This window comes from Sphingomonas guangdongensis, assembly GCF_900199185.1.
Taxonomy (GTDB): Bacteria; Pseudomonadota; Alphaproteobacteria; order Sphingomonadales; family Sphingomonadaceae; genus Sphingomonas; species Sphingomonas guangdongensis.
This window is the reverse complement of sequence record NZ_OBMI01000001.1, coordinates 1,411,139-1,427,280: the sequence shown is the minus strand read 5'-3', so window position 1 is coordinate 1,427,280 and position 16,142 is coordinate 1,411,139. Positions and strand designations below refer to the sequence as shown.

The window sequence follows — 16,142 nt, the reverse complement described above, 5'->3', positions numbered from 1 at the left end:
CTCAACCTCCCAGCGCTTGATCGATGAAGGCGCGGGCAGCGGTGAGGCCGCGGTCCTGGTCCAGCGCATCGGTGTAGGGTGCTGCCGTGTCGCTCAGCCCCAGCAGGTCGAGGCTGAACGCGGGCTCGTCCGCTGCGAGCGCTCGCGGATCGGGCGTAAGCCAGAGCTGATCGCCCGAGGCGGAAAGCCATGGCAGGTGCGGTCCGTGCCAGCGAGCACCGTTAGACGACCAGCGGATCACTGTCGCATAGGTCTGGCGCGCGCCATCGCTCGTCTGACCAGCCGAGAGGATGATCGCGTCGCAGCGTGCCTCGCGGCATGCGCCCATAACGTCGAGCCGGACACGCCCATGGCTTGCGCCTGTCGGCACGAGCAGAAGCTCGGCTTGTGGCACATACTGGTACTCCCAGTAAGCAGGCGAGAGTGCAACCAGCATGCTGTTGTCGACGTGCCATCCAAGTTTCAGATTGATGGCAATCATAATCCCGATTGCCTCCTGATCGGCATCATTCACTTCATAATTCTTGGTCATTGTAGTCCAGTGTTTACGCGAGGTCGCCGGCTGCAGGCGCTGACGCGCGGAAACTTTCACCTCTCGGCACAGCCACTGGCTGCACCCTCAATCTTCCACTAGGTCCTCTCCCTGATTGTCGAGGCGATGCTACAGGGAAGTACGGAAGGTCCTCAGCATGGAGCGATAGAGCAACATCTCGCACGCTCTTGTAAACGACATGGTGCCACTCGACCTTACGGCCGAGCGGGCGGCCGCATAGCGCGCAGGTGAGCGGCCCGGTCACGGCAACGGGGATCGCGCCGGCGGCGAGCGCCGCCTTGCGCTTAACCCGCCCCGACGTCACGCGGCCTTCAGCGCCTCGGTGATCTTCTTGACCTCCTGGCTGCGCCCGCGCGGCAGGATCAGCACGTCGTTCCCGCTCGCGACCACGATCAGGTCCTCGACCCCGACCAGCGCCACCGCACGCCGTCGGTCTTGACGAAGCAGCCGTGGTGTCGACCGCGATCACCTCACCCGCATGGGCATTGCCGCTATCGTCGCGGTCGCTGATCGCGTGCAGCGCGTCCCAGCCGCCGAGATCGCTTCATCCCATCGAGACGGGCACCACCGCCACGCGGTTCGCCTTCTCCATGACCGCATAGTCGATCGAGTTGGAGGGCGAGCGCGCAAAGGCGTCGGCATCGGGCCGCACGCGTGCACCCTCCCGCCTGGCCTGCTCCATCGCGCTGGTCGCCGCCTCCACCATCGGTGCCAACTCGCGACCGAACACCTCCAGGTAGCGGTCGGCGCAAAACAGAAAGATGCCGCCGTTTCAGATATGGCCGCCTCGTCCAGCATCGCCTGCGCGCGGTCGAGCGGCGGCTTTTCCACAAAGCGCTCGACGCTGTGGACGCCGCCGGCGATTTCTTTCTCGATCTTGATCCAGCCATAGCCTGCTAAGTCATGCATTGTGTCTGCTCCGAACGCTTGAACTCGGCGCAATTCCATCGGGCACGCTCAAAGTTGAACGCGCGGTCGCGTAGGTAGCTGAACGACATCGCGCGCTGCTGCACCGGCGTGATCGGAAGCGTCGCAGGTGTTCCCTCCCTGCTGCTCCACGCCATGAACTTGCAGAAGATGCGCTTGCCGCATGTCTCGATGGCGAGCGCAAGGAAACTGTCGGGTGACGCTCGCTCGTCAAGAGTGACGACAAAGGTGTCCTTGTCTTGCTCCACAACCAGAGGCAGCACGGTCGCCTCGACTGTTGGAGCAATCTCGCTGAACTGTTCGGGTGAAGGAGGCTTCACGGCTTCCGCGCCGCTGCGATGCGCCTCAGACAGACGGGCGAGCTGCGGCACGATCGGCTCCGCACCCGTGTAGAGACTGCGAAACGCGGCCGGCGTGCCCCACCAGCCGCTCCAGCGGAAGAACAGGTGGGTGTGCACCTCCGTGATCTTGTCGAGGCTGGAGCTCCAGTACGGCACCACCCAGTCGGTGTGGTAGTGGGTTGCGTGGCCAACGCGCTTATCGACTGTGCCGGTCAGCGCCGCGCGGGCGATCGCACGGGCGCGTTCCCACACCTCCGGCCGCACCGCGCGCATGATCGCGCCGTCGCAAGTGAAGGTGAACTGGCAGCCGGTGCGCCGCTCCGCCCCCTGGAACACCACGGCGCAGACGCTGTTCGGGAAAGCGGGGTGGCGAACGCGGTTGAGCACCACCTGCGCGACGGCACGCTCCCCCGTGGCATCGTCACCCGCCTCGAAGAGCACGGCCGCCGCGAGGCAGTCGACCGCACGGGCACGGTTCGCCTCGTCACCGAAGATGGCGAAGGGACGCGCGGCGGGGTTGGGCGCGGTCGAGAAAGGGATCGTGGCGTTGAACGCCCGCGCGTCCTGCGGCGCCAGGTCCTGGAACGTGATCGGCTCGACCGCCGGCAGCTCCGCCTTCGGCACCACCCGTTGCGGGCGGACGACCCGCTTGGCGAGGGAAATGGCGTCCGGAGCGCGAGACATAAACGTTGCCGTGATGGCGACCGCCAACACCGCCACGAGTGGCAGGACAACGTAAATCCAGTTCGAGCGTAGGAAAGTGAGTACGTTCATGCAGATGAGGACTGCCAAGCAACGGCGAAAGTCGGGACCGCTGTGATCGCGCTCCGTTGCGTTCTACCGAAGATCCTTAGGACGCGCAGCGACCGGGTCAAGCGGTCAGAGGTCTGCGGTCAGCAGCAGCCGCGGCCCGGTGTCTCCGGGTGGCACGGTTAGCGCCGACCTTGCAGCCGCCACCTTGTCGCGCGCCACGCCACCGACCACTGCCCACCACGCCGCGGGACGCGGGGCAAGCCAGCGTAGTCCTGCCGACAGACCGCCCTCTCGCTTCGCATCCAAGAAGGCTCGCAGCGCATGCTTCGCTGCGGTATCCGCGACGCGCCGCCGCAGGCTGGCGGCCGCGGGGCTGCTGCTGGGAAGCTCAGCGAGCAGCGCCCGTTCGGCATGCCGCAGCGCGGCGAGGTCCGCGGTTCGGTGACGCGCGGTGAGTGAGTTGGACCGCTCCACCGCGACGTAGCCGACGTCCGGAGTAAGCATGAACCGCGCGCCGCGGCGCAGCAGCTCGACATAGAGCACGGTGTCCTCGCCGAGCCGCACCCCCTCATCGTAGCGCAGGCGAGGATCCTACAGCAGTGTGCGCCGAATCACCGATTTAAGGAAGCCGAGCTTGGTGCGCGTGCGGCTGCGCCCCTGAACGCTGCCGTCGATAAACGCATCCAGCCTGATCGCGCGCGGCGTGCCGGCGACCTGCGGCACCGCCGTCGCGGTCGGATCGATGGTGTTGGAGACGAACAACAGATTGTCGGCGATCATGTCCCAGTCCGGCACCGCGAACAGCCGGGCGAACCGGCCAGGGACCAGCACATCGTCGGAGTCGACGATAGCAACGGCGTCCGCCGTCGCCAGCGCCAGCGCCAGCGCGTGGTTTCGCGCCGCCGATGGTCCGCGATTGGCAGGCAGCCGCTCGACGATCAGCCGCCCACTGCCGTCGTCGGCGGCCCGCGCCGAGTTGGCGGTGTTGTCGCTCGACCCGTCATCGACGACGATCACCTGCGACACCTCGACCTGTGCGAGCGCGGACCGGACGGCGCGCGCGATCGTCGCGGCGGCGTTATAGGCGCCGACGATCACCGCGACGCTCACGAGTAGAGCTCTAAGTCGCGTTTGCCGAACGCGCGTGCCACCGCGCCCGCGTGAAGCGCGCCGCGTACCAGAGAGCGCCGCCAGCGCGGGCCCGACCACGCTGCCCCAGCCGCCAGCACAGCGCAGGCCGCCGCTTTCGCGCCCGCCCGCTCCGCCAGGGTGGCGGGAGCATCGCCGGTGGCGATGCGTACCGCGCCATAGGTCTGGCCGTTGCGGAACGCGCGGCGCAGCAGCCAGCGAAGGCGCGCGCCCCGACGGCACCAGTTCGTCGAGCACTGCCGTCGGCGCATAGGAAATGCGGTGGCCGCGACGGTGAGGCTCGGCATAAGAAGGCGTCGTCTCCGCCTCCCGTGCGTCAGCCTGCTTGAAGATCAGTAGCGTTGCACAGACATCGACGGTACGACGTCGGCGACCGTCACAACCGAAAGCGCCTATGCAGAACATACTGCTGCTGACCGCGACTATCGCGCCGAAGAGCGGAACGCAGAGCCTCACTCACGCCAATCCGATCGCCCGGCTGCAGAACTACGTCGACGCGCTGAACATCTATCTTGGCGAACTGGACCGTGGGACAATGGATCACCTCGTGTTCGCTGAGAACTCCGGTCATCCTCTTGCCGCTTTGGAGGCGCAGGTTGCGGCGAAGGGCCTGACCGAACGGGTCACCTTCCTGTCTTCCGTTTCGCCGCTCGGTCCGGACAACCCCCGGTTCTTTCTCGAACTGGATCTGCTGTGCGCCGCGTTTTCAGACGCGCGGCTACCCGCATTCCCGCCCGATGCGCGTTTTTGGAAGGTGACCGGGCGCTACGTGATCCGAAACGTGCGCGAGATCGTCCGCACGGCTCCCGCAGACGCGGATATCTACGTCAACAGCCGCACTTATCCCGTGAAATGGTCGGAATTCTTTATCGCGGCTTTCAATCAGCGGGCATTCGATCTGGTGTTCGCGCATAATCTCGAACGCTTTCGAACCATCAATAATGGTGAAGAACTGCTGTTCCATCTTCTCAATGAAGAGCCGCCAGCCGCGCTCACGATTGTTCAGCGCTTCCGCCGGGTCGTCAGCTTGTCGGGGCAGAGGGGATGGGACGGCCGGCGGTACGATGACCTGCGTGGGAGATTCGGACGCGCGGTGCGCATTGTCGCCAATCGCCTCGCTCCGGGGCTGTGGATCTAAGCACGCGTAGGCGGTACGCGATATCGTCTCTATAAGGCCCGCGTCGCTTCCACTCTTTCGCGTCGCAGCCCGAACCTTCCGACGAGAATCGTTCGAGCGCGCCGGTTGTACCAGCGTCCAGCGACTGCCGCGACGACAAAGGTCATCGGAAACGCGCCTAGCAAGAGTGCCGTATTAGGCAATCCTTCCTTCAGTCCCGCGGTCTGAACCGTCAGCAGTACCGCATAGTGCACCATGTATAGAGTATACGATAGGTCGCCGAGCCACGTGAACACCTGCGTTGCGCGCCGACCGGGGCTGGACTGCACCGCGACCCAAACAAGGAAAAAGAAGACGACAACTGCCCAGGAGGTGAGGCCCGTGGGCAACGCGAGCGTTAGGAGGAACAGAACCGGCGCGAGCAGCGTCGAAAATTGCCAGTCCGGCAAGCGTCTCATCTGCCACAGCCGATAGACGAGCACGCCGATCGCGAATGGACAGCCGGCCCTCGCCAATCCCCAGGTCAGTTCCCACCCGCCGGTCCCAAAGTTGAGGCCGCCGAAGAGCGACGCTGCGATGGCCAGCGTCACAGCCGACGCGCCGACGATCACGCCGAGCAACCGGAGCGTCAGATAGGGAAGGACCAGTACGTAGAGGGCATTCACAACGCATTCGAGAAACAGGCTCCATGCGGCCGGATTGAGCATGAATGAGTGCTCGGGTTCGGGCACCGGCTTGGGCAGCAGCAGCAGCCCCCACGGCAACAGCCATTCGACCAGCGGGATCCGCAAGCGCCAGACCCCCTCGTACCAAGCCCAGATGATGTGAGGAATCAACCCGAGCGCAACGCCCAGGATATAGAGCGGATATAGCCGGACGAAGCGGATCATCGCGAAGCGCGCGGCGGAAAGACCCGACTTCAGCTGCTCCTCGTAGGCGAACGGGATGACGAACCCGCTGATCATGAAGAACAGATCGACCGCCAGCATCGACGGGAAAGCGGGCCACCGCAACTTTGCCAGTGTGTGCGCGATCAGCACGACCACTGCCGCCACGCCGCGCAATCCATCGAGCACCACGAGCCGCGGCCTGGTCACGTAGTTCACCAGCAATCATCCTTTGCCGTGGCAAAGAATGACTCAGGTACTGCAGCAATGGCAGGCTCACCGACACACCGGATCCGGTCGGGACGCGCAGGCATCAAGAGCGTCCGCCGCTGTTCGCTGCGATCTCTGCCGCCTCGCGCAGACGCCTGACATAATCGTCGAGCGAGAACCGCGTCCGCATCAGCGCTGCGGCGGCGACGCCCATCCTAGCCGCACGGTCAGGGTCGTCGATCAGCGCCAGAATTGCGGCGCGCATCGCGTCGACGTCTCCTGGTGGCACGAGCAGACCGGTCACGCCATCCTCGATGAAATCCGACAACACGCGGCCGGCCGTGGCAATCACCGGCGTTCCCGTCGCCAGCGCCTCGGCGATCACTGCGAACCCCGCCGCATAAGGAACGTCTCGGGTTGGCACCACCACCACGCGGGCGCGACGGTAGAGCGCGCGCAGATCGTCATACCCGCTACATGCGCGTACCTCGACATGATCGGGAACCGGCACGCCGATCGCGGCCGCCGCACCTACCCAGGTGCTGTGTGCGGCGATGCGGGTGTGCAGGTCCGTTCCCGCCAGCGCCCGCACGAGCGTCTCGTAATCGCGGTTGGAGGTGCCGGCGCTCGCCACCAGCGGCTCCGTTGATCCCTCGGCGCTGCGATAATAGTCGGTGTCGACGCCGTACCCGACTGCGGAGCACCGACGCGGATCGATGCCGTGGCCGGTCGACAGCAGTGTGGCGAGCGACTGTGACAGACACGCGAACACCAGGTTCGGCATTGACTTCACGAGGGCGAGTACCACTCGAAACTTCGCTGATCCGAACTGCGGTCCGTGCGTGATCACCACGAGCGGCGTACGGCGGCGCCGCGCGCGCATAGCCAGCGCGACCAGGATGCCGATGTCCTCGCCAGAGGCGACGATCGCATCATACCGCCCCGCTCGCGCTGCCACCAACGCCGCCAGACGCGCGCGCTGAACGAGCAGCGCTTTGGCGAGACGCGCCGGAACCACTCGTTGGCCAAGTGCGAGCGTCGCCAGGCTGACGACGTCCGCGCCGGTCTCCTCGACGAAGCGATGGTATTCGAATGCCGGGCCATCGGACGGAGCGCGCAGCACGCCGTCGTCGGCGTAACCGCTCAGCACGTACAGGTATCGCATCGCCGGCTGCACCATCAGCCGCGCACGATCGTCTGCTGTTCGGGCAGCAGCAGCCGCGGCGCGGCCGGCGCGGGCACTGGTCGCCGCTCGGTAAGCGCGGCCGTAACCTTATCTCGCGCAACACCGCCGATCACCGCGCGCCAGCTTCTCGGGCGCTCCGCCAGCCACGCGAGCGCCGGCAGCAGCCCGTCCGCCCGCTTCTTGTCCAGAAACGCGCGCAGCGCGTGCTTGCCCGCCGTGTCGGCGATGCGGCTGCGCATCTTCTCGGCCGCCGGCGTCCCGCGCGGCAAACCTGCCAGGAGCGCACGCTCGGCATCGAGCAGGGCGGCAAGATCGGCGGTTCGATGCCGCGCGCTGAGCGAGGTCGCGCGCTCCACCGCGACATAGCCCACCGATCGGGTAAGCAGAAAGCATGCGCCGCGGCGCAGCAGCTCCACATAGAGCAGGAAATCTTCTCCCAACCGGATCCGCTCGTCATAGCCGAGGCCGGTCTCCGCGATCAGGCTACGTCGGATCACGGGCTTGAGGAAGCCGAGTTGCGACCGTGTGCGGCTGCGCCGCTGGACACACCCCTCGATGAAATCAGCGAGATCGAGCGCTTCGACCACCGTCGTTGGCTGTGGCACCGCAAGGGCGTCGAGATCGGTGCCGTCGGCGACAAACAGGATATTGTCGCCAATCATGTCCCACTCCGGGACGGCGAGAAGGCGCGCGAAGCGACCCGGAAGTATGATGTCGTCGCTGTCGAGTACCGCGACATAGTCGGCGGTGGCGAGCGTCAGCGCGTGGTTGCGGGCGGCCGAGGGCCCGCGGTTCTCGGCCAGCCGCTCGACGATCAGCCGACCGCTTGCGTCATCTGCGGCGCGGGCGGCGCGGGCGGTCTCGTCAGCTGATCCGTCGTCGACGACGATCACTTGGGAGACTTGTGACTCGGCAAGCGCCGAGGCGATAGAACGCCCAATTGTGGCCGCGGCGTCCTTCGCCGCGATCAGGACAGCGACGCTCATGAGTAGAGTCGAAGGTCGCGCTTGCCAAGAACGCGGGCGACGGTGCCGGCGTGAAGCGCACCCCGGACCAGCGCGCGTCGCCAGCGGGGGCCAGACCATACATTCGCCGCCGCCGCCGCCCCGCATGTCGCACCCTTTGCCCCGGCGCGCGTTGCGAGTGCGATCCGCCAGTCTCCCGCCGCCAATCGGATGGACGCATAGGTCTGCCCATTGCGAAACGCGCGGCGCAGCAGCCAGCGGAGCTGCGCGCGGTGCGGCGGCACCACCTCTTCGAGCATCGCATCGGCGGCAAAGGCGATGCGGTGTCCGCGGCGGTACAGCTGACTGAAGAAGGCGTCGTCCTCGCCACCAGTCACCCCGCGCGCAGGATCGAAACGGAGACCGTTCAGGATGTCGCGGCGGAACAGCACGTTGCAGCTGTAGCCGGTATCGATCGTGCCGTCGCGCCGGATCGCCGGGCGCGTCGAATGCAGATCTGCCGCCTTCAGCCAGGCCGGCAGGTCATCCCCGTACTGGGCGCGTACGGGACCCAACACGATCGGCGCCCCCGTCTGCTCCATCGTCGTCAGCAGCGCCCTCAGCCAGGTAGGCGGCGCGACCTCGTCGTCGTCCAGAAAGGCGATGGCCGGGGCGGTAGCGGCCTCGAGACACGCATTGCGCGCGACCGAGATGTTGCGCGCCGGCGCGTGAACGTAGTGCAGCGTAAGCCCCGCACCCGCGGCGAGCACGCGCTCCCTAGCCGACGGTTCGTCGTCATTGTCCGCGACGATGACTCGCATCGACACTCCCGTCGGTAGCACCTGCGCCGCGAGCGACTGCAGCGTCGCGGCCACGCCAGGGCGCCGATAAGTGCACAGCGCAACGTCGATTGCGAACAGGTGTAAGTCTCCTCAACGATGGGACGTCACATCGTACGTCGAGCGCCCAGCTAGCCGCTTTATTCGATAACGAGACCATTCGGACAAGATCGTCAGGGCGGCAAGCGGCAACAGCCACGATAGGCGACTTTGATAGCGATCATGCACGCCCGACAGCGTCGCGCAGACCGCAGCGTTGCAGAGGAATGCACCGAGCGCGAAGACGGGAAAAGTTGAGGAACGCCACCCAAGCGGGATCAAGCCAAATGCTACTGTCGGCACTGCCAACGTAAGGCCGATCAAGACGAGCAGATTGAACGTGCCGCGCGGAAAGGCATCGTGCATCTGCAGACTCTGCGCGAACTGCCGCCGGGTGCTCTCGCCATAGACCTCCGCGATCACGCCGCCGACCGAGGGTTTGTGCGGTACGATATCATCAGCGCTGTTGATTGCCGCCACTGCGTGAATCGTTTGCCGGGTTGCAAAGGCGATCACCTGTCCCGGGCGATGTCGCAAGGTGTCGCCGACCAAGCGGTTCGACTCGTCGCGCATCGCTGCGAACCCGCCGAGCTCATTGACGACGCCGTTTTCCCACAAGATAGCGTTCGCGTCGCGGGGCAGACTGTTACGGTACCCACATAGCCGAAACTCTTCGTTCGGACAGATCTGTCCGAGCTCTTCGCGAGCGGGGCCTGTCGCCAATAGATTAGCCAAGAAGAAGGTGGAGCCAGCTGGGCTAACCGAGAAGATACCGAAAACCGTCAAGTTATAGAACAGAAAGGCGCTTGCCGAAGCGACGCAAGCCATCAGGGCCGTCGTCAAGCCTGCGATGGCAGCCCGATGCTCACCGCGGATATACAGCAGCAGAAACGATGCTGCGACCGTGATGAGCGCCATCGTCAGATGCGACAGATGAACCGTGATTGCGACTAGGACTGCCAACCCCATCGCCGCACGCTGCCAGCGCAACAGGTCTGCCCACCGAATGATTAGAAGGTACAATGCAACGAACATCACACCGGTGAACACATCCGGCATGACAAAGCTGGCGAATACCGGCAAGCTGGAAGAAAGGCAGAGAAGCGTGACCGCAGCAAAAGAGCCGATCAGCGACAAACGCGCCTCAACCGTAAGAAAAACTCCGAGCACCCATCCGGCAATCAGCGCCTGTGAAATTACCGGCATCCAGATGCTGTACTTCATCCCGGTCAGATAGAAAAAAAGCTGATAGAACGGGCTCCGATAGAGGCGCGGTGTCAAAAGGACATAATCGACACTATCGGGGAAAATGAACGGAAAGCCGTTGATCAACGCCGGTGTCAAGAACGCTACAGCGCCAAATATCGTGAGCACTATTGAGCCAAGCGGTGCTCCATGCCTGAAAACTAAGGTCATCGCCGAGCCCCCTTGTCTTCGAGATTGAAACAAGGCGCTTGATCTGTCAATCTGACTCTACAGCTGACGTCTGCGAGCCTGAAAATACTCGCCTACGACTATTGTTGACGCGCGCGGCAGTCGTGTACCTTGCCCTCGATCGTAATGATCGTTGCCTTTCCCGGCCAGTGGGCGTCGATTAACGTCGTTGGGCCGCTCAGCCGCAGGTCGGGCCACATCCGCCTGCCTGATTGATCAATTCATGCTCCCGAAACGAGGAAGCGAACGTGCCAAAATTGTCGATTATCTTGCCCACCTACAATGGTGCGCGCTTTCTGCCCGAGCAGATCGGGTCGGTTCTGAAGCAGGACGATGAAGACTTCGAACTGCTTATCACCGATGACGGTTCGACGGACGACACCCGCTCGGTCACAGCCGAGCTGGCGGCAACCGACGCGCGAATCCGCGTGATCGCGTCGTCCGGCAACCTCGGCCAGAACAATCGGCTGGCACAGCTGATCGGCGAGGCGACGGGTGACTATGTCGCGATCTGCGATCAGGACGATCGTTGGGCGCCCGACCGAAACCGGCTGCTTTTCGCCGCCATGGGCGACCGACCGATGGCGTTCGGACGCTCCGAGTTGATCGACGGCGACGGCACTGCGATGGGCAAGTCGCTACTGGAGGCACTGCTGCTTGAGCCTGGCCCCGAGTCCAAGCTGCGCGGGCTGATCCGGCCGATGTACTCGGCGCATGCGACGATTACCGAGCGTGGACATCTGGGTGTCGCCGGTCTCTGGGCACCGCTGCCGTTTGACTGGATGATGGCGCTCGAGTGCCTGTTTTCTCGCGGCCTCGTCTACGTCGACGAAGCGGTCACGTTTCACCGCCTTCACGGCGGCAACCAAGCCAATCACCTGCAGTCGGACGAGGGTAAATACTCGGCATCGTACTTCCGATGGCTGTTTCTCTTCCGCCGGATCGGTCGGCTCAGGCTGTGGCTAGTCTTCGATTTTCTCGGCCGTTCCGCGCTGCTGGACTCAGAAACGCGACGCCTGTTCGCGCACCTTGCCAATCGCTGTCAGACGGTATGGTTTGCTGAATGGCGCGCGTTGCGGAACGACGGAGGGCTGCGCGCCGACATCAAGGAAGCGCTTCGCCCGCTGTCCGGCGGTACGGCGGACTGGAATTATTTCGCGAACGAGATCGATATCCTGACGAGCCCCAAGCTCGGACGGCCGATGCGCCAGGAGGTGCGGCGCCGCTACCAGATGTGAGGCGGCGCCGGCAGTTCCCATGGACGCGCCAGGTTCCGCGCTCGTCTCGCGATGCGGACGGCGATTCGGTAAACTAACCGGTTGACACGGTGGCCCAATCCCGGTTGCGAGCGAGCGAAGTCGCGACGGACAAATCCCTGCAGTTCGGGCCATAGAAAAGGATTGCTCTCGCTGAGCGTCGAGCGCCACTTGTGCCGCGCACCAACACCTGACTCCGCGCCGCGTACTGCCAGGTCTGCGGCGATCGCGTCGCGTAATGCGGCGTTCCGCGCGCCGACAACGGCGGGCCATTCCGCGATGTTCCCGATCCGCGCCGGGTTATCGCGCAAGAGCTGTATCTTGAGGAACGGAAGTTCGCCGCCCTCGATAAGCTCCCGCCACAGCAGATGCCCTGCATTCAGAGAATCCTGTTTCACGAGCAGGCCCTGGCGAGCCTGACTGTAAGCGGCGTGGTACGTCAGGCCGGCAGCGGCCAGCCGCCCAGTCAGACCGACTTCATAAATCTTGATAATCTCGAGCTTGCTCATGTCGGCAGGGATCGAGCTGGCAAAGAGTTCAGTGAAGGCTTCCGACCGGTAAGCGCTTGGTCGGAACAGCAGGAACCAGCTCTGCAAATGGGGTCCCCACTCGAAACTCTCGATCGCGCCGTAGAAGTCGGCCGGGACGGCGGTCAGGTTGGCGATGAACGAGGTCAGGTCACCGACTGGCGCGTACACGCTGTCGTTGGCGAACAGCAGTAATTCAGCGTTGATCGGGAAAAATCGGCGCACGGCCGAGCCCCAGCCTTCGAAATCGAGCCCGACGTTATCGCGCATGATGAGGAGCGAGCACTCGGCCGCGAGCTCGGCCTGCGCCTCGTCCGACATCGTGGCGGTGGACAGCACCACGACAGCGAAGCCAGCGCTGGCGAGTGCGCGCAGATGCAGCCGGACATGTTCCGCGACGATGCCGAGCGGATGGTAATGGGCAAAGAAGCACAGACGCGGCGCTCGCCTGATCGCCTCATCATCGACAACCATCACTTCGTGTCCTTCCGACTAGGCTTTGCCGCTCACCGGAAATGGTGAATTCAGGCCTGATTGTATCAGGGCCGGACAAGCGCGAGGCGCTGGTTTCCACCTTCTTGCTGCGCTGCGCAATCGCCGATAAAGCGCGTGAAGGCGGACGGGAGAACAGTTGTGCGCAAGGGAATAATCCTGGCCGGTGGGTCCGGAACGCGGTTATACCCGCTGACCAAGGCTGTGTCGAAGCAGCTTATGCCCGTCTACGACAAGCCGATGATCTACTACCCGCTGTCGGTGCTGATGCTTGCCCGGATCCGCGAGATCATGATCATCACCACGCCGACCGACCAGCCCGCGTTCCAGGCGCTGCTCGGCGACGGCAGCGACTGGGGCCTGTCGCTGACCTATGCGGTACAGCCGCATCCCGGCGGGCTCGCCCAGGCTTACCACATCGGCGCGGACTTCGTCGGTGACGGACCGTCCGCGCTCGTGCTCGGCGACAACATCTTCTATGGTCACGGCCTAACCGACCTGCTGGTCAACGCTGATGCTCGGCCGGACGGTGCGACCGTCTTCGGCTACTACGTCAGCGATCCGACTGCCTACGGCGTGGTTTCGTTTGACGCGAACGGTCGTGCCGAGACGATCGAGGAGAAGCCCGCGGCGCCGAAGTCGAACTATGCGGTGACCGGCCTATACTTCTACGATGGTCGCGCGGTCGAATACGCTTATGCAATATCGCAGAGTTTACGGGGCGAACTGGAGATCACCGACCTCAACCGCAAGTATCTGGAAGCGGGCAACCTGCACGTCGAAATCATGGGTCGCGGCTATGCCTGGCTCGATACCGGCACCCACGGGTCGCTGATCGACGCCGCGCAATATGTCCAGGTCACCGAAAACCGCCAGGGTCTCAAGATCTGCTGCCCGGAGGAGATCGCCTGGCGGAGCGGCTTCATCGATGACGCCGGGCTGGAGCGGGTGGCCGCGCCGCTCCGCAAGAGTGGCTATGGCGAATATCTGATGCAGCTACTCTCGGGTCAGGCGAACCCGCTGTGAACTTGGTCGAAACCGCGCTGCCCGGCGTTCTGCTGCTTGAGCCACGGGTGTTCGGTGACTATCGTGGCTTCTTCTACGAGAGCTGGAACGCGCAGACCTTCGCCGAGGCGGGACTCGATCTCACTTTCGTGCAGGACAACCATAGCAAGTCGGCCAAAGGGGTGCTGCGCGGGCTGCACTACCAGAACCCGGATCCGCAAGGTAAGCTGGTCCGCGTGGTCGCGGGCGCGGTATACGATGTCGCGGTCGACCTGCGCCGATCGTCCCACACCTTCGGTCAGTGGGTCGGCTATGAGCTGAGCGCTGCCAACAAGCGGATGCTGTGGGTGCCGCCCGGGTTCGCACACGGCTTCCTCAGCCTAACCAACGGGACCGAGTTCCTCTACAAGTGCACCGCCTTGTACGCGCCGGCGCACGAGCAATCCCTGCTATGGAACGACCCGGCGATCGGCATCGAGTGGCCACTCGATGGTGCCGAGCCCCTGCTCGCGGCGAAGGATGCAGCGGGTCACCCGCTTGCCGATGCAAAGGTGTTTGCATGAAGGCGCTCGTCACCGGGGCGAACGGCCAGCTCGGCACCGCGTTGCAGCGCGCCGTACCCGCCGACGCCCACGTCGTCGCGGTCGATATGGACGTGCTCGACATCACCGATCAGGCGGCGGTCGACGCGTTCGTTCGCGATGTGGCGCCGAACGTGATCTTCAACGCCGCGGCCTATACGGCGGTGGACCGCGCCGAACAGGACGAAGCGCTCGCGCTCGCCGTGAATGCGACCGCAGTCGGTTATCTGTCGCAGGCGGCCGCGGCGGGTGGGGCGCGACTGGTCCACGTCTCGACCGACTTCGTGTTCGAAGGCTTGCTGGGCGTGCCTTACACGCCAGAGGAGCGCCCCACGCCGCTCAGCGTCTACGGCCGCACTAAGCGCGAGGGTGAGTGGCAGGCCGGTGGCAATGCGCTGATCCTGCGCACCGCCTGGGTTTACGCGCCGACCGGCGGCAATTTCGTCCGTACGATGCTTCGCGTCATGGCCGAACGTGATGAAGTTCGCGTCGTCGCCGACCAGATCGGCACACCAACCTATGCGCCCGGGCTCGCCGATGCGATGTGGCAATTGGCGGCTCAGGATCACAACGGCATCTATCACTACACCGATTCGGGCGTCGCGAGCTGGTACGACTTCGCGATCGCGATCCAGGAGGAAGCGCTCGCGCTCGGACTGCTGAACCGCGCGGTGCCGGTGGTGCCGATCCGCACCGCCGATTACCCGACTCCGGCGAAGCGGCCGCACTACTCGGTACTCGACAAATCAAAGACCATTGCGGCGCTAGGCTACGCACCGCCCCACTGGCGCAGCAACCTGCGCGTCATGCTCAGCGAGATCAAAGCGAATGGCTAATCTGCTCATCACCGGCGGCGCCGGCTTCATCGGCGCGAACTTCGTTCACCACTGGCGGGGTAGCCATTCCGCCGACGCTATCGTCGTGCTCGATGCGCTGACCTACGCCGGCAACCGCGCGAACCTTGATGGTCTTGACAGCGTCGAGCTGGTTGAGGGTGATATCTGCGACACAGCGCTGGTCGACCGGCTGATGGTCGATCACGACATCGACACCATCGTTCACTTTGCCGCCGAGAGCCACGTCGATCGCTCGATCACCGGGCCGGACGCCTTTGTTCAAACCAACGTCGTCGGCACTCACAGCCTGCTCAAGGCGGCAAAGACGCGCTGGCTGGGCGGTAGCGGCCAACCCCACCGTTTTCACCACGTGTCCACGGACGAGGTGTACGGCTCGCTCGCTCCCGACGATCCCGCCTTCAGCGAGACGACGCCCTATCAGCCAAACTCGCCGTACTCGGCGTCGAAGGCGGGTTCGGATCACCTCGTGCGCGCCTATCACCACACCTATGGTTTGGATACGACCACGAGCAATTGTTCGAACAACTATGGACCGTATCAATTTCCGGAGAAGCTCATTCCGCTGTTCACCCTCAATGCGCTGTCCGGACGCAGCCTGCCGATCTACGGCGACGGGATGAATGTTCGCGACTGGCTGCACGTGGAGGATCACTGCCGCGGGATCGAATTGGTGATCGAGAAGGGTCGCTCGGGCGAAACATACAACATCGGTGGCGGGCAGGAACTGCTCAACCTCACGGTCGTGGAGGAGATCTGCCGCGGGGTCGATGCGGCGTTTGCGGCGGATCCCTCGCTCGCTGCGCGCTACCCCGATGCGCCGGCGGCGAAGGGCGGCAGCACGGCGGAGCTCAAGACCTATGTCACTGACCGCCCCGGTCACGATCGCCGCTACGCGATTGACGAGACAAAAGTACGCTCGGAACTCGGCTACGCGCCCGCGCGCGATTTCCCGACCGGTTTCGCCGAGACGCTCGGTTGGTACCTCGCCAACGAAGGCTGGTGGCAGCCCCTTGTCGAACGCGCGCGAACCGCGCGGGGCTGACGC

Annotated in this window: 19 protein-coding genes; 6 read left to right on the top strand and 13 right to left on the bottom strand. The window is 64.5% G+C overall.

The window, feature by feature from the left end; translation table 11 throughout:
- Position 1 precedes the first annotated feature (1 nt).
- The 7 genes from CRO12_RS06965 to CRO12_RS18115 all read right to left on the bottom strand — a co-directional run bounded on the left by CRO12_RS06965 (position 2) and on the right by CRO12_RS18115 (position 4,010).
- The gene (locus CRO12_RS06965) at positions 2-532 is read right to left on the bottom strand and encodes a hypothetical protein (RefSeq protein ID WP_097063194.1); all 531 of its coding nucleotides are present in this window, start codon (positions 530-532) and stop codon (positions 2-4) included.
- 321 nt (positions 533-853) lie between these two features.
- Complete coding sequence (locus CRO12_RS18565; protein ID WP_425442991.1) at positions 854-973, bottom strand: hypothetical protein; 120 nt, start codon at positions 971-973, stop codon at positions 854-856.
- 124 nt (positions 974-1,097) lie between these two features.
- A complete protein-coding gene (locus tag CRO12_RS18560) occupies positions 1,098-1,283 on the bottom strand; it encodes a hypothetical protein (RefSeq protein WP_144033542.1) in 186 nt (61 codons plus the stop codon).
- Between the two features lie 166 nt (positions 1,284-1,449).
- A complete protein-coding gene (locus CRO12_RS06960; RefSeq protein ID WP_245858236.1) occupies positions 1,450-2,505 on the bottom strand; it encodes a cell wall hydrolase in 1,056 nt (351 codons plus the stop codon).
- 195 nt (positions 2,506-2,700) lie between these two features.
- Complete coding sequence (locus CRO12_RS18125) at positions 2,701-3,138, bottom strand: hypothetical protein (RefSeq protein ID WP_218838863.1); 438 nt, start codon at positions 3,136-3,138, stop codon at positions 2,701-2,703.
- 27 nt (positions 3,139-3,165) lie between these two features.
- Positions 3,166-3,684 (bottom strand): glycosyltransferase family 2 protein, encoded by a 519-nt coding sequence (locus CRO12_RS18120; RefSeq protein WP_218838862.1) that lies wholly within the window; start codon positions 3,682-3,684, stop codon positions 3,166-3,168.
- The gene (locus CRO12_RS18115) at positions 3,681-4,010 is read right to left on the bottom strand and encodes a hypothetical protein (protein ID WP_218838861.1); all 330 of its coding nucleotides are present in this window, start codon (positions 4,008-4,010) and stop codon (positions 3,681-3,683) included. The genes CRO12_RS18120 and CRO12_RS18115 overlap by 4 nt, the downstream gene beginning before the upstream one ends.
- 107 nt (positions 4,011-4,117) lie before the next feature.
- On the opposite strand from CRO12_RS18115, the gene CRO12_RS06950 reads away from it, so the two are divergent.
- Positions 4,118-4,861 (top strand): hypothetical protein, encoded by a 744-nt coding sequence (locus CRO12_RS06950; RefSeq protein ID WP_144033541.1) that lies wholly within the window; start codon positions 4,118-4,120, stop codon positions 4,859-4,861.
- Positions 4,862-4,890: 29 nt separating this feature from the next.
- Here CRO12_RS06950 and CRO12_RS06945 read toward each other — a convergent pair whose 3' ends face one another.
- The 5 genes from CRO12_RS06945 to CRO12_RS06925 form a co-directional block, all read right to left on the bottom strand.
- The gene (locus CRO12_RS06945) at positions 4,891-5,946 is read right to left on the bottom strand and encodes an acyltransferase family protein (RefSeq protein ID WP_179640900.1); all 1,056 of its coding nucleotides are present in this window, start codon (positions 5,944-5,946) and stop codon (positions 4,891-4,893) included.
- Positions 5,947-6,040: 94 nt separating this feature from the next.
- A complete protein-coding gene (locus CRO12_RS06940) occupies positions 6,041-7,117 on the bottom strand; it encodes a glycosyltransferase family 4 protein (RefSeq protein ID WP_097063191.1) in 1,077 nt (358 codons plus the stop codon).
- Entirely contained in the window at positions 7,117-8,109 is a 993-nt protein-coding gene (locus CRO12_RS06935) for a glycosyltransferase family 2 protein (RefSeq protein ID WP_179640899.1), read from the bottom strand. The genes CRO12_RS06940 and CRO12_RS06935 overlap by 1 nt, the downstream gene beginning before the upstream one ends.
- Positions 8,106-8,966: a glycosyltransferase family 2 protein gene (locus CRO12_RS06930; RefSeq protein ID WP_281253392.1), complete on the bottom strand. Its 861-nt coding sequence runs from the start codon at positions 8,964-8,966 to the stop codon at positions 8,106-8,108. The genes CRO12_RS06935 and CRO12_RS06930 overlap by 4 nt, the downstream gene beginning before the upstream one ends.
- A gap of 33 nt (positions 8,967-8,999) precedes the next feature.
- Positions 9,000-10,361, bottom strand: coding sequence for a hypothetical protein (locus CRO12_RS06925; protein ID WP_144033540.1), 1,362 nt, complete (start codon positions 10,359-10,361; stop codon positions 9,000-9,002).
- Between the two features lie 275 nt (positions 10,362-10,636).
- Here CRO12_RS06925 and CRO12_RS06920 point away from each other — a divergent pair, with 275 nt between their 5' ends.
- On the top strand, positions 10,637-11,617 hold the full coding sequence (locus CRO12_RS06920) for a glycosyltransferase (protein WP_179640898.1): 981 nt from the start codon (positions 10,637-10,639) through the stop codon (positions 11,615-11,617).
- On the opposite strand, the gene CRO12_RS06915 is transcribed toward CRO12_RS06920, so the two are convergent.
- Positions 11,605-12,636 carry a rhamnan synthesis F family protein gene (locus CRO12_RS06915; protein ID WP_097063186.1) on the bottom strand — a complete coding sequence of 344 codons (1,032 nt, stop codon included), beginning with the start codon at positions 12,634-12,636 and terminating at the stop codon, positions 11,605-11,607. The genes CRO12_RS06920 and CRO12_RS06915 overlap by 13 nt on opposite strands.
- Positions 12,637-12,795: 159 nt before the next feature.
- On the opposite strand from CRO12_RS06915, the gene rfbA reads away from it, so the two are divergent.
- From rfbA to rfbB, 4 genes are read left to right on the top strand one after another with little or no spacing between them, the layout of a single operon-like run.
- Positions 12,796-13,680, top strand: coding sequence for a glucose-1-phosphate thymidylyltransferase RfbA (rfbA, locus tag CRO12_RS06910; protein ID WP_097063185.1), 885 nt, complete (start codon positions 12,796-12,798; stop codon positions 13,678-13,680).
- Entirely contained in the window at positions 13,677-14,222 is a 546-nt protein-coding gene (gene rfbC / locus CRO12_RS06905; protein WP_097063184.1) for a dTDP-4-dehydrorhamnose 3,5-epimerase, read from the top strand. Before rfbA ends, rfbC begins: the two co-directional genes overlap by 4 nt.
- A complete protein-coding gene (gene rfbD, locus CRO12_RS06900) occupies positions 14,219-15,076 on the top strand; it encodes a dTDP-4-dehydrorhamnose reductase (RefSeq protein ID WP_097063183.1) in 858 nt (285 codons plus the stop codon). Before rfbC ends, rfbD begins: the two co-directional genes overlap by 4 nt.
- Entirely contained in the window at positions 15,069-16,139 is a 1,071-nt protein-coding gene (gene rfbB / locus CRO12_RS06895) for a dTDP-glucose 4,6-dehydratase (protein WP_097063182.1), read from the top strand. Before rfbD ends, rfbB begins: the two co-directional genes overlap by 8 nt.
- Positions 16,140-16,142: the final 3 nt, after the last annotated feature.